The sequence below is a fragment of the Dehalobacter sp. genome (assembly GCA_023667845.1).
In the GTDB taxonomy this organism is placed as follows: Bacteria; Bacillota; Desulfitobacteriia; order Desulfitobacteriales; family Syntrophobotulaceae; genus Dehalobacter.
This window is the reverse complement of the sequence record JAMPIU010000199.1, coordinates 39234-52928: the sequence shown is the minus strand read 5'-3', so window position 1 is coordinate 52928 and position 13695 is coordinate 39234. Positions and strand designations below refer to the sequence as shown.

Below are 13695 nucleotides of genomic sequence, written 5' to 3'. Positions count from 1 at the left end.
ATTGGCGGATTTATCATCGAAACAAAAAATATGGTTGCATGAGATTGATGTATTAAGAGCGATCGCGATCGTTATAATATTATTTCATCATCTATACAACTATCTTATAGATAAAAATAGTTTTATTTATTATTTTATTTTCAATTTTGAGCCCTATCTAAGAACCGTTGGTCTTGGATTATTTTTCTTTGTATCTGGCTATGTTCTGTATCATAATAATTCTAAATTTGATGGCATTAGTGATATTATTAAATTTTATAGAAAGAGAGTTATCAGAATTTTCCCTCTATATTGGCTTGCTATTTTATCTTATGTCATAGTTTTTGGATACCTCAAGTATTTTTACTGGATATCCCCCGATTCTAACTTTAGTTTTACTACCATTATTATTAATTTATTAGGTCTACAAGGGATACTCAGGCCCGGTTTGCCAATTATGTGGTTTATCAGTGTCATCCTTATATTTTATATAATGTACCCTATTATATTATATATATCAAAAAATACTAAAATATTGGTTATATTAACCATTATTATAATATTTTTAATGATGATACTTTATGCAATTTTCCGGGCAGATTTTAATTTAATGTATGAATTCTTTGGTATATTTATGACAGGGATTATTGTAAGAAAAATAAGTCTCTTTTACGATAGTAGATATGAAAAATATATCCCAATTATATCAATATCTTTATTTTTGTCCTTATTAATTATGTTCAAATTTTTCAACGGTGGCACTCCTGAAACAGTTCATACAATAACTATTGTTAATGTATTGAATGGATTATTATTCATATTAATTAATTATATATTCTTAGTATCTATCTGTTTAATTGCCTATTGGTCTGTAAAACAAATAGTACCGGCATTAAAATCTAAAAAAATACAAATATTTAACCAAGTTTCCTATGGCGCTTATTCCACTTATCTTTTTCATATAGTATGGTGGGAATTCTTCATCGTTAGCTTAAATAAACTTGGGATTAATGGGTATTATTCCGATTTACTAATGTTAGTAATTGCATTACCATTGGCTTTTATTATTGGTTATTTCCTTCAAAAAATGGATGATTCAATAAAATTGTTTTCAAAGCATAAAGTCTACAATGACACGTCGAGTAACCGTGATAATATATAGCATTGCCAATATAGACAATAGAGCTAGCTTAGTTCATTAAGTAAAATATTATAAGGTCTTGTAATAATTGTATTGAAAATGGTTACTTAAAACGTATTTAATGAATAGATATCTTGCAAATAACTGTATTATTAATTGCTCCACATGTTAATTTTTTTTCACATGAAATATTTGATTTTTAAAAAAAACAAATCATTATTTATAATAATAAACGCCGAGTCATACATTATAATCGATTCAACAATATGGTAATCACTGGATGTAATGGAAAACTTACGCTCGAATTAGAACATACAAGGCTTTAATTGATCAATGCTGTGCTGAATTTTATAATGGCTTGTAGTGCGGATGTTTGTAAACAAAATTGAGATATTTAAATGCGAATGATGTTTTTTGATGATATCTGAATGGTGGGGGGTAAAATGTATGTTGATAACCAGGATTGAAGCGGGTAACCAGAAGCTTGTCGAACGGGGAGCGTTTTTACTTGACATAGTATCTTCGATATATTGAAGACGAGTATTGACCATATGAACGTTGGAAAATACCGGGGGCTTTCCAATTTTTGGACGAGCTTGTCTACTGGGCGTCGATGCAGCACTTAGTCCTGGGCATGCCTTACAGACAGATACAGGGCAACCTTAAACAGCATTATAGGCCAGCAACATCAAAGTGTCTGAGTATAACGTTGTTCATACGTATCAAAGCCTGAGCTTCGACAGGAAGTCATGATTAAAAGGTTGTTTTGGCAGATGGGGGAAGCTAATTCAAAGTCTCTAATTGTGGCGAATGTAGCCAGGATTGACATGGCAGTAAGAGGCATTGTTGGATCAAGCTCCACGTTACCATCGATGAAAAGACAACAGACCTTATCCTTCCAGATCACCGACGAGCATGCGCATGGCAGTGAACTGTTCATACCATTGTTAAAAGAGATCGACACGAGGATCGGCCCTGGCCGCATTAAAAAGGCTCTTAGTGATCGTAGTTTTGATAGTAAGTCAAACTATAACTACTCGGAAAAAAGGGGATCATACATAAGATACGGCCGAGGATTAACGCCAAGCCTGACACTGATCAACCTTTGACAAGAAAACGAGATGCAAAAGCAATACGCCGAAACAGCTTTAAAAAAGGGGCAAAAAGACTAATATGATATCAGGTGGGCGGTAGAAGGCTTTTTCTCATCTTTCAAACGAATCTTCGGAGAATTTTTGAGAGCAACAAGCTCGCAGGGAATGCTTCGCGAACTCATCATGAAACTGCACTTCTACAACCGGCTCATAAGCTATAAAGAACCAAGCAACAGCCGATAATCAACACAGCAACGAAGATTTAATAATTATTTAATAGTGTTTACCAACAAAATTATAAATAACTAAAATAAAATATAATTATTCATTGCAATATATATTATTCAATCATGCTAAACGCTATATAGGAATCCTGCATGATTCTACTACTGCATTATGGATAAATCTAAAATATTAATGATTGGCGGATTTGGTCCAACCCATATAGCTATTGGTGGAGGTCAATTAATTGCTTATAACCTATTTAAATCACTTCGCAACCAGGGGATATATGTAGACTATCTGGCAATTGACTCAGAATATGATAATTTATTGAAACCATACAATGTAATTAATAGTAATTCTATAACATACAAGCAGTTGAAAGCTTTTTTAAAAACTAACTTAGATGAATATAATATTATCCATATACACAGTGCGAATGAACTACAAGGGATATTAATCGGATTAATCATAAAAAAAATAAAAAAGCCCCGTTTGAAAATCGTTTTAAGTATACATTCTCCTGAAACATATGTCCCCCCAAGGTCATCAGTTGAGTTATTTAACATAATCCTCTCTAGATTCTCAAATCAGGTTTTTTCTCTTTCTCAATATTCAAAAAAATCTATGTGTAAAAATTATGGAATCCCAGATCATAAGATAAAAGTCACCTATACGGGTGTAGACGATTTATATCTTAGCCATTCCAAAAAGAGTGATTATTCTTTCAGTAACAAATACAAGCTACTTTTTGTAGGACGTTATGGAGATAAAAATCAACAAAAAGGCCTTGATATACTAATAAATGCACTTTCTCTTATTACCAAGGAGTTAAATGTTGAACTGAGAGTGATAGGGCCAGGTAAGCCTGATTTATACTATCCGCTAATCGATAGGTTAAATTTACGGGAGCACATAAAATTTTTGGGTATTAAGCGAGGAGATAGTTTAATACATGAATATTTGGATTCGGATCTCTTTGTGTTGCCATCACGACGAGAAAGTTTCGGCATAGTACTAGCAGAGGCAATGTCTCTCGGCTTGCCTGTTGTTTCTACTAATGTAGGTGCTATACCTGAAGTAGTAAAAAATAATGAAACTGGTTTATTAGTGCCTGCTAATGATCCAGTAACTTTTGCAAATGCAGTTGTTCATTTATTAATATATCCCAATATTCGTGAAGAAATGGGGAAAAAAGGTATCTCTTGGGTATATGAACGATATACCATGAATACGATGGCTGACAAGGTTATAGAATATTATAAAGAAATATTATAAAATTTTATTATAGACGTCTATTGTTTCATTCACCATTTTATCCCAAGTGAACCGATTACTATATTCAATACCCATTTTCGAAATGTTATGATATTTTTCATTATCAGTTAATAGTTCGTAAACTTGATTTGCAATCTCTTTTTCATCTTTACATTTTAGGCAACATTCTGATACCTCTGCAGGAATATGGACATTTTCTCTTATTATTGTTGGAATGCCACATTTTTGTGCTTCGAGGATTGGAATACCAAATCCCTCCCATTCGCTTGGAATAATTAGGACATCAAACGAATTATATGTCTCATTTAGACAATCGTCAGGTACAAAACTCCTAAATTCTATAAATTTTATAACATCTAAATCACGCGCCATTTTAATTATCTGTTCATGATATGATGTTTTTTTTCCGCAAATCACTAATCTTATATTTAATTTTTCATAACGTTTTTTAAATATTTTCAATACTTTTATTAAATAATCTACCCTCTTCCTTGGAGATATAGCACCGACATATCCTATAATAAAATCATTTTTATGATTTTTTTGATTTTTTTGAATTGGGAAAAATTTATCATCGACTCCAAGGTTAATTACAACGATTTTATCTTGAGGGAAATTTAAATATCTTACCAGCTCTTCTTTTGTTTGAGTTGAGTTGCTAATTACTGTATCACAATATTTTCCTATTTTATAAAAATATGGTGCTAGGGTTCTTACATGTTGTTTAGCTTCAGGTTGGTATAAAATTGATGCTAAATCATGATATGTAATAATTTTTGGTTTATTTGTTAATGGCAATCCTATACCAGTGATCGGAGAATTGGCGTGAAAGATATCATAGTGAGACCTGTTTATAAATATTTTATATGGAAGCTTAACCGTATGGCCAAACATACCCGCTACAGGATCTTCAGGACGATTAGGAAAAATACAATCAACATCGAATCCAGATTTCTGTAACCTACTGATTAAATTGTTAGAGTACCTAGCAATTCCCGTGCCTTTTTCTATTGAAAGCGTGTCTACAAGAAATCCAATTTTCATAATCGTGACACCTTAAGATTCTTTCATAGACTTGACAAGTAACATTCTAACTTCACCATTTGTATATATGAAGTTTACACTTCTATCATTTCCCAGCTTAATATAATCCTCATTATAAAAGCCTGGCAAAGCCCAATTATTATTCAAAGTTGAACTATTTAATATTTGGTTTTTGTTAACCAATTTTTGTCTTGTTTCTCCATAATAGATTAAACTGTCTTCATATAAAAAATCCCCTAATTGGTGATTTGTATCATAACCAAAGTGTGGAGGTATATATGGACCATATTGTATATCTAATGGGGTTATTACTCTACCCCAAGGTGAAGCGATGATTCCTACCACAATAGAACCAGATTTATGCATACTTTGCCAATTTTTAGCAAAAATATCATGTTTAGTGACATGCCAGTTGGGTTGGTAGATCCAATCAGATCTATAAATATTCATCATACTTAATAACAATATAATAATAATAACAATAGATACAATAGATAATTTAATTTTATTTCTATCTTTTATTGTGAATATAAAAGTTGAAATTACGGGCATAGCCCAAACACCATAATTGGCACCAAAAAACCTACCTATCGTAGCCTTTCCTGAAGTTAAAAAATATAATATATATATTAAAGCGCTTATTAACAGGATTGCCGAAAGAACTAAGCCGTAGCTAATGTCTTCTTTTCTTTTACGGTAATATGCGACCATTACTGCAATTGATATAAGTGTGATAATCGTTAATACGAATTGGTTCCCATACATTTTTAAAAATAATTCAATAAAATTTTGCTGGCCAAGATTGACTGCATTCGCAACCTCATGGGCCCGGGGAATAGCTTCCGATTCTCCGACAAGCCAAATATATGCTTTGCTCATCTCACCAAAGACAGAGTAGGAAGACCACCATATAAAAAAAACAATCAAAGATATTGCTGCAGAATTGAATGATATATTAAATTTTATGCTAGGTTTGATTCTATTAATGATAATTTTTATTATTTCCGCACCACATAAACATCCGAAAATTATCAAGGTTGGAATGACATGAACAAACGCCTGTAAAACTAACATAATAGTAAGTAAAATTTTATAATTAGGACTTTTTGAATTAAAATATAGGTAGAATATTAATGGAAGCAATAAAATTGCTATTGCATGAGGATACAATACAACATGATAATATGAATATAAGGGAATTAGACTTAATACTGCAGCCATTACTGAGTAATCCTCTTTCTTAAAAACAACTTTTGCTAGATAATAAGAAAACAGAACATAAATTATAGAAAATATTGGTGGTATAATTTGAACAACGATCGAGGGATTGTCGCTCTTACAAAATAATAATATTACTGCCCCAAGGATATGTACTATTGGATAGTAATTATCTCCAATGCTTCCTGAATTTAATATATCTATTATCCTATTATAATGGCCCATCAGATCGCTACTTCCATATAAAAAATATTCTCTAGAGATAGGTAGTGTTAAAATTACAAAGAAAGATAACAATAAGATAAATAATATATAAAAAAAATTGGTATAATCCTTTTTATAAACTTGGTATACTAATAACATAGTAGCTATTGATATAGCAACAAAAATTGACCCCCAGAATAAAGGGATAGAACTATAGATCGATAACTCGTAGCCAGTCACAGGCGAGTTAGTGTAAAGGAAAACCAATGCCAGGATGATAGCCAAATACGCTATTATTGTCGCGATTTTCACTTTCGACAGCGGCTGAGCATTTTTATTTTCCATAAATTCATCCCGAAGGTCGCTAGCGATGCTATTTATAGCTTCCTTATATAAATCGTTTATAGTATTTAACGTTATTAGCTATAGTAATTAAGCAGAAATAAATGACACCTGTAATGGCAATTGGCTAATTGATAATATTATACAATGGAAACAGAACAATGAAAATATATCAATAACTAATTACAAATAGATGTAGCGCAATCTGATTATTCCGGTAACTCAGTGCGCCCGGGTGGCATGCAAAATGGAAATCTCCGTTAATTCCAATTACCACGATCCCTCGGATTTGAGGTTAATTGATGATGTAAATGTTTTGCATGCCGATAATGTGCTGTGCGCCGTTTCAAGCGATACTGTCGATATCACCGGTGACAAGCTGCTGTTTATTCTTTCGGTCTTGAGAAAAGAGCCGGTAAAGCTCCCGACGCTCTCGGCCGATGAATGGAAGGACCTGCTATATTTCCTCGATATTCACGGGATTTTGCCGTATTTCTATAAGCAGCTGACAGCCCGGCCGACTCCCTTGATGCTCCCTCCGCCTGAAGCTATGGGTAGTATGAGGAGAAATTACCTCCAGACCGCTAGTAAATCGGTCGTGGTCGAAAAGGTCGTGAAAAACGTCATGTCGGCTTTTAAGAAGGAGGGCATCGATGTACTATTGCTAAAAGGTCCTGCATTCGCCGTATATTTATACAACAATCCTGGCGTGAGGCCATATAGTGATATTGACCTGCTGGTCTATCCGGAAGACGTGCCCCGGTCCTGCGAGGTATTAAAGGGCCTTGGCTACTTGTATTCGGAGACGATTGCCTGCTCGCTGGAAGAAAAAAGGATCAACCAGGAAGCGTTCATCCCGGGCGATTCCCGCAGCGGGCCCTGTATCGAGCTCCACTGGAACTATCAGCCGTTCAGCATGATGAACGAGCAGGCGGACATGAAACCGGTCTTTGAACGGGCCATCACGGTTAAAATGGCCGACGTCTCGTTTAAGACGATGCACCCGGCCGATGCGCTATGCTTCGCCGCTTCGCATCTGATATACCAGCACGATAAAGGGCTCCGGCTTATATGGATTCTTGACATTGCCCTGCTCTGCGAGCACCTCGAGTCGCCTCGTGATTGGGAGTTAGCAAAAAAGCTCAGCGTGGAAAACCTGTCGAGGGTCGCGCTGGAAAAGTCAATTCAGATGGCCAGGCTCTGGACCGATCTGCGGATACCTGAAGATGTCGACGATTTCTCCAGGTGGCCGAAGGCTTTGAAGAGGGAGACTCATTTTTACGCCTATCAGAAGACGCGCAATCCGATAAGCGGATTCCGGTTAGCATTATCCGGAGACGGGAAAAATGGCAGCATCGTTAGCCGTATGTTAAAGCATGCATTTCCTTCTTCAGAGTTCATGAGAAAACGATATCCCGAATTAAAACGATGGCCACTTCTCGTTTCGTATTTCCGGCACTGGGTTTACTGGTTAACGCATAAATAAAACAACTAAAATCAATAATATACAAATTTATTAGTAAATTTTCAAATCATCATTTTTTTAGCCTTTTTCTTAAAACCATCCCAATAATCCATCCTCCAGCAAGTGCAAGAATACCGAGGCATATAATGAGCATAACAGGATGAAGAGGGCGTCCCGATTTAAAAACCAGAAAGTCGATCGTGCGGATGGAGTAGTGCCAGTAGAGCCTGATCCGGTATTCGTACGGGATGAGGTGGTCGAGATCAACCGCCACACCGCATAGCCCGCCAGCAAGGAACACAAGCCCCCAAAAATAAAGTGTTGGCCTCCATAATAGATTACGTCTTCCCAATACATCACGACCACGACTTCAGGATGATTCGATGAGCGTTAGCCCGATTTGTAATGTTATATACGCTAATCAATTGTATTCTTTTTCCTCGGCGACCACTTGAAAATGTATTCGGAATACATTTTCAGCCCGATTCTTCAGGTGTTGCGATCAATCGTTGATACAGTCCTTCTTTCTTTTTAAGCTCTTCATGGGTGCCCATATAGGCGATCCCGCCTTCGCTGATCACCAGTATCTTGTCCGCGATATCGGTGAGCATCATATGGTGCGAGATGATGATCGTCGTCGTGCCCTTGATCAACGTCTTCAGCGATTCTTTCAGGTGTTTCTCCGTCTCGACGTCGAGGGCGGACGTGGGCTCGTCCAGGATGAGCAGCGGCGGGTTTTTCAGGAAGGCCCGGGCGATCGAGACGCGCTGCCGCTGGCCGGTGGAGAGCTTGATGCCCCGCTCGCCGACCACGGTGCCGTACCCGCCTGGGAGCTGCATGATCTCGTCGTGGATATGGGCGATCTTCGCGGCTTCGATCACCTCTTCCTTGCGGGCGGTAGGCCTGCCATATTTTATATTGTTCTCGATCGTGTCGTCGAAGAGGAAGATGTCCTGCGACACGATGCCGATCTGTTTCCGGAGCCAGGTCGTGTTGAGGTCCTTCAGGTCGCTACTGTCCAGGTAGATGGCGCCGTTTTGCGGCGTGTAGAACTTGAGCAGCAAATTGACCAGTGTAGTCTTTCCGGCTCCGCTCAGGCCGACCAGTGCGACGGCCTCCCCGGATTTTATGTCAAAGCTGACGTTGCTCAGCACCGGCTTGTTGACCTCGTAGGAGAACGTGACGTCGCGATATCTGATATCCCCGGCCAGCTTCTCGGGCTTGAGCCCTTTCCGCTTTTGCTCGTCCCTTTCGTACTCGGGATCCGTCTTGAACAGCTCCATCAGGCGGTCGAGCGACGACAGCACGGGCTGCATCATCAGGTAGGTGTTGAAAAGGTTGCTGACTGAGCCCGACAGCATCAACATGTATGAGAGGAAGGCGACATAGTCTCCGACCGTCATGTTGCCCCGCTCGACCTCGTGGGCCCCGAACCATAGCACGATGATCAGCACGCCGTACTGGATGGCCCGGGTCATCGATCGCGAGGCCGACGAGACTATCATGGACTTGATACGGGTGTTCATCAGGGTCTTCAGCCTGTTAGAGACCTTCTCGACTTCCCGGTCTTCCGTGGTATGGGACTTGACCACTTCGACCCCGGAGAGGATCTCCTGCATGTCCTTCCCGACCTGGGCGTAGGACTCCTGCTCGATGTAGCCGATCGCCCGGATCCGGCCGGAAAAGAAATAGTTGACGACGAGATAAGCGGGGACTGTACAGGCGACGATAATGGCGATATTGACGTTGAGGGCCATCAGGATCAGGACGCTGAAGAGCATGAAGAAAAAGTTTGAGATCGTTCCAGTGATCATACTGGACATCAGGTATTGCAGGACGTATACGTCGCTGGATATCCGCGATACCAGGTAGCCCGTCTGCTTGCTTTTCAGGTACGAGAGAGGAAACCTCAGGACGTGATCGAACAGCCCGAGCTGCAGGTTGTACGTGAGCTGTTGCTCGTATCGCATCGTTATATAATTCCTGATTGCCTCAAAAAAAGCGTAAATGATGCCGACGGCGATCATGATAAGGATGACGTATTCGACCGTCTGCAGTATATTGACCACCGTGGGGGTAAACGACTGCATCCCCGCGAAGGATAGTATTGAATATACCTGGTTATAGGCTTGCTTTAAAATGACAAAGTCGATAAAAATTTTTGAGCATAAGGGCACGACGGACCTGATCAGAGAAAGCAGGATGGCCATAGCAAAGCTCAAGATCGCGATCTTCCAGACTGGCTTGAAAAACTGAAGGAAAAAGGTAATGTCCCTTGCTCTGAACTTATTTTCTTTCGGCTCCGGACGTTTAAGGGATTCCTTCACCAGATCAAAGTAATGATTGATCGGTTTGATGGTATCGATGAATAATCGCTTAAAGTTTTTTTTACTCATAGGGAGCCTCGATATGGTCAGGCATAGGATGTGATAATGAATTGCCAGCGTTAATAATAGGTAACGATTTATATTCAAGTTTATCGTTCATTTATTCTAAGTAATTAATAAACTTGCTACTTAAATTTTAACTCTAATTTTAAAAATATAATTACAAATTAAAATTTACTATATATTTATTATTTATTAATAAGTTGGCCTTTAAGTTGTATAAATATCAATTAATATCCAAATTAATAACCAAATATAACCTATTTATACTTTAAGCTTTAATATAGCAGGGGGTATCTGATAAAATGTTAGAGAAACCGATCATAAACCCTGCGGTGGTACTGAGAGAAGAGTTCGACGACTGGGCATTGCTTTATGACCCCCGGAGCGGACAGGTTTTTGGTATTAATCCAGTGGGCGTTTTCGTCTGGAAACTTCTGGATGGAAAGCATTCGATAGAAGATATCATTAACGAGTTGCGTAAAAACTGTAACGACTTGCCCGAACAGGCAAGGGGTGAAGTGGAAAGTTTCGTTCAAGACCTCAAAAAGAAGGGTTTAGCCGGATCTGAGGTATAGTATGGCGCCTGTTCCGCCGGTAATGAAAACGCCCCGTTCGTTGACTATCGAGATTACCAGCAATTGCAATCTGAGATGCCTGTATTGTTCTCATTTTTCCAGCCCGGGCGAGACGGCAGATCTCCCGAAAGAGGAATGGCTCCAGTTCTTCGGCGAGTTGAACAAATGTGCAGTAATGGACCTTACCCTCACGGGCGGAGAAGTCTTCGTAAGAAAAGATATTAAAGATATTATCGATGGCATCGTCCAGAACCGGATGAGATATTCCATATTGAGTAATGGCACTTTAATTACCGATGACATGGCAGCATATCTGGCTTCAACGGGCCGCTGCTCTTATGTCCAGGTGTCCATCGACAGCTTTGATGCGGCGGGTCACGATGCCTGCCGTGGGAAGGGCAGTTTCCAGAAGGCGGTCAGAGGCTTAAAAAGTCTGATAAATAATAATGTGCCGGCTACTGTTAGAGTAACTGTAAATAAAAATAATGTCAATGACCTGGAAAAAATCGCCCGGTTTTTGTTAGATGATATTAAAATACCGTCTTTCTCCACAAATGCGGCTTCATACCTGGGGACGTGCCAGGAAAACAACCAGATTCAGCTGAGTGTCCAGGACCGCACGATCGCGATGGAGACGCTCCTCAAGCTAAGTAACGAATATCCCGGGCGTGTCGTCGCCCAGGCCGGGCCTCTGGCCGAAGTCAGAATGTGGCGGGAAATGGTTAAGGCAAGTAAAGAAGGGACCGCTTGCAGTCACTCCGGAGGCTACCTGATTGGCTGTGGCTGTATATTCAAAGATCTCGCGGTAAGATCGGATGGTGTCCTTATACCTTGCTCTTATCTCAGTCACATCGAGCTGGGCAGGATTAACAAAGATGATCTGAAAGAAGTGTGGCAAAACCATCCCGAGCTTAAGCGAATGAGAGCCCGGCGTTCGATTCCCCTGAGTGACTTTGAGTTTTGCCGGGACTGCAAATATATGAAATATTGCACGGGCAACTGTCCTGCGCTATCGTATTCGGTGCAAGGTGACATGTACAGTCCGAGCATGGATGCCTGCTTGCGACTGTTCCTGCAGCAGGGTGGAAAGCTTCCTACATAAAAAGATGTGATGATATGGTTTCTGATGATTTATGTGAAAAGGCAGAAAGGAAATATCCTTTAAACCAGATATACTTCTATCTCACCGCAGACTGCAACCTCCGCTGCCGCCATTGCTGGATAGCCCCGGCGTTCCAGTCCAGCACGGTGTCGAACTCATATATACCGGTCGATCTCTTTAAAAAGATCGTGAAGGAAGGGAAACCGCTGGGCCTCTCTAACGTGAAATTGACCGGCGGCGAACCTTTGCTTCATCCCCGGATCCTTGAGATACTCACGTTTATTCGCGAGGAGGGGCTATCGTTAGGTGTTGAGACGAATGGCGTCCTGTGCACGCCGGAAGTCGCCCGGGCTATTGCCGCCTGTGGCAACGTTTATGTCTCGATAAGCCTCGATGGTGTCGATGCGGAAACCCACGAATGGGTGCGCGGGGTAGACGGCTGTTTCGAAGATGCCCTGGCAGGCATTCGCAATCTTGTCTCGGTAGGAATTCGCCCCCAGATCATCATGAGTGTCATGCGGAAGAACCGCGACCAGATGGAACCGATGGTCCGGCTGGCAGAATCGCTCGGTGCCAACTCGGTCAAGTTCAACGTTGTGGTCCCCACCGAACGGGCCGAACAGCTGTACGAGGCCGGTGAAGCTATGGGCATTGAGGATTTCGTTAAGCTAGGCCATTGGGTAGAGCACACGCTCTCGAAATCGTCGAGTATTCCCCTGCATTATTCTCATCCGATCGCGTTCCGTTCCCTGGGCAATATGATAGGTCGATCGTATGGTTGCGGGATATGTAATATCCTCGGCATTATCGGTGTCCTCGCTGACGGCACTTACGCTTTATGCGGTATCGGTGAAAATGTTCCGGAGCTGACCTGTGGTAACGCGGCGAATGTCAGCCTCAAGGATGCCTGGGAAAATGCGTCGTTCCTCTGTGAGTTGCGTAAGGGCTTACCAGATCGCCTCGAAGGCGTCTGCGGCGAATGTATCAATAAAAAGACGTGCTTCGGCGGGTGCATCGCCCAGAACTACTACCGGAGTAAGAGCTTGTGGGCGCCTTACTGGTATTGTGACGAGGCCATGAAAAAGGGTTTGTTCCCGGCGAGCAGGCTCCTCAAATCATTCACATCTTAATGCCTGATCCAGGTACTTTTTCTTTTTAATTTTTTCTAATATTATATTAATTATATAATTACTAATTCATTCGCTTTTTATACTGATAAACGGCAAATGGAAAATCCATCTCAACTTTGCGCGTTAATTATTTATCCTGATAAAAGAGACTATTATATCAATTACCGTATGGACAGTAATCGAGATCTTGTCTGGCGGTCTCTCGAGAGGCTGTTGGATGAGTTCTTGGATATGTACCATAATGATGAGCGTTCATCACGTGCGTTTGGGGCATCATTGTCTCGGCTGTGATGTTGCTTGTATTGGGGGGTACTATCTTAGGAATTACTCAAAAAATTCCTGCGGTATGTGCAAGCATTGAATATCGTATAGGAGATGATGATGAATGCAATATGAAGCGCCGAAACTGGTAGCAATGGACGAGGTATCCGACCCTGTTGCCACCTGTCACAACTGTACAAATGGTTATGACGCGAACTGGGGGAAGGACTATTATTGTGCAACTGGCTAC

General features: G+C 40.3%; 11 protein-coding genes. 7 read left to right on the top strand and 4 right to left on the bottom strand.

Features of this window, described 5'->3' with window-relative positions:
• Position 1 precedes the first annotated feature (1 nt).
• From NC238_16200 to NC238_16190, 3 genes are all read left to right on the top strand, one after another.
• On the top strand, positions 2 to 1141 hold the full coding sequence (locus NC238_16200) for an acyltransferase (protein MCM1567450.1): 1140 nt from the start codon (positions 2 to 4) through the stop codon (positions 1139 to 1141).
• Between the two features lie 728 nt (positions 1142 to 1869).
• Complete coding sequence (locus NC238_16195; GenBank protein MCM1567449.1) at positions 1870 to 2229, top strand: hypothetical protein; 360 nt, start codon at positions 1870 to 1872, stop codon at positions 2227 to 2229.
• A 381-nt stretch (positions 2230 to 2610) separates the two neighbouring features.
• Positions 2611 to 3714, top strand: coding sequence for a glycosyltransferase family 4 protein (locus NC238_16190; protein ID MCM1567448.1), 1104 nt, complete (start codon positions 2611 to 2613; stop codon positions 3712 to 3714).
• Here the strand turns inward: NC238_16190 and NC238_16185 are convergent.
• Positions 3709 to 4758: a glycosyltransferase family 4 protein gene (locus NC238_16185; protein MCM1567447.1), complete on the bottom strand. Its 1050-nt coding sequence runs from the start codon at positions 4756 to 4758 to the stop codon at positions 3709 to 3711. The two genes, NC238_16190 and NC238_16185, sit on opposite strands and share 6 nt — an antisense overlap.
• 12 nt (positions 4759 to 4770) lie before the next feature.
• Positions 4771 to 6525 (bottom strand): hypothetical protein, encoded by a 1755-nt coding sequence (locus NC238_16180; GenBank protein ID MCM1567446.1) that lies wholly within the window; start codon positions 6523 to 6525, stop codon positions 4771 to 4773.
• Positions 6526 to 6769: 244 nt separating this feature from the next.
• Here NC238_16180 and NC238_16175 point away from each other — a divergent pair, with 244 nt between their 5' ends.
• A complete protein-coding gene (locus NC238_16175) occupies positions 6770 to 8008 on the top strand; it encodes a nucleotidyltransferase family protein (protein ID MCM1567445.1) in 1239 nt (412 codons plus the stop codon).
• Positions 8009 to 8057: 49 nt separating this feature from the next.
• On the opposite strand, the gene NC238_16170 is transcribed toward NC238_16175, so the two are convergent.
• Positions 8058 to 8288 carry a hypothetical protein gene (locus NC238_16170; protein MCM1567444.1) on the bottom strand — a complete coding sequence of 77 codons (231 nt, stop codon included), beginning with the start codon at positions 8286 to 8288 and terminating at the stop codon, positions 8058 to 8060.
• A 175-nt stretch (positions 8289 to 8463) separates the two neighbouring features.
• Positions 8464 to 10383 carry an ABC transporter ATP-binding protein/permease gene (locus tag NC238_16165; GenBank protein MCM1567443.1) on the bottom strand — a complete coding sequence of 640 codons (1920 nt, stop codon included), beginning with the start codon at positions 10381 to 10383 and terminating at the stop codon, positions 8464 to 8466.
• A gap of 296 nt (positions 10384 to 10679) precedes the next feature.
• Between NC238_16165 and scmD the strand changes: the two genes are divergently transcribed.
• The 3 genes from scmD to scmF are packed head-to-tail and all read left to right on the top strand — an operon-like array spanning position 10680 to position 13184.
• A complete protein-coding gene (scmD, locus tag NC238_16160) occupies positions 10680 to 10952 on the top strand; it encodes a SynChlorMet cassette protein ScmD (protein ID MCM1567442.1) in 273 nt (90 codons plus the stop codon).
• 1 nt (position 10953) lies between these two features.
• The gene (gene scmE, locus NC238_16155) at positions 10954 to 12054 is read left to right on the top strand and encodes a SynChlorMet cassette radical SAM/SPASM protein ScmE (protein MCM1567441.1); all 1101 of its coding nucleotides are present in this window, start codon (positions 10954 to 10956) and stop codon (positions 12052 to 12054) included.
• A 14-nt stretch (positions 12055 to 12068) separates the two neighbouring features.
• Complete coding sequence (scmF, locus tag NC238_16150) at positions 12069 to 13184, top strand: SynChlorMet cassette radical SAM/SPASM protein ScmF (GenBank protein MCM1567440.1); 1116 nt, start codon at positions 12069 to 12071, stop codon at positions 13182 to 13184.
• Positions 13185 to 13695: the final 511 nt, after the last annotated feature.

Excerpts from the sequence above, each read along its gene's own strand:
- NC238_16195 (MCM1567449.1), top strand. The coding sequence starts at position 1,870 with ATGATTAAAAGGTTGTTTTGGCAGATGGGGGAAGCTAATTCAAAGTCT.
- NC238_16190 (MCM1567448.1), top strand. The coding sequence starts at position 2,611 with ATGGATAAATCTAAAATATTAATGATTGGCGGATTTGGTCCAACCCAT.
- NC238_16185 (MCM1567447.1), bottom strand. The coding sequence starts at position 4,758 with ATGAAAATTGGATTTCTTGTAGACACGCTTTCAATAGAAAAAGGCACG.
- NC238_16180 (MCM1567446.1), bottom strand. The coding sequence starts at position 6,525 with ATGGAAAATAAAAATGCTCAGCCGCTGTCGAAAGTGAAAATCGCGACA.
- NC238_16175 (MCM1567445.1), top strand. The coding sequence starts at position 6,770 with ATGGAAATCTCCGTTAATTCCAATTACCACGATCCCTCGGATTTGAGG.
- NC238_16165 (MCM1567443.1), bottom strand. The coding sequence starts at position 10,383 with ATGAGTAAAAAAAACTTTAAGCGATTATTCATCGATACCATCAAACCG.
- scmD (MCM1567442.1), top strand. The coding sequence starts at position 10,680 with ATGTTAGAGAAACCGATCATAAACCCTGCGGTGGTACTGAGAGAAGAG.
- scmE (MCM1567441.1), top strand. The coding sequence starts at position 10,954 with ATGGCGCCTGTTCCGCCGGTAATGAAAACGCCCCGTTCGTTGACTATC.
- scmF (MCM1567440.1), top strand. The coding sequence starts at position 12,069 with ATGGTTTCTGATGATTTATGTGAAAAGGCAGAAAGGAAATATCCTTTA.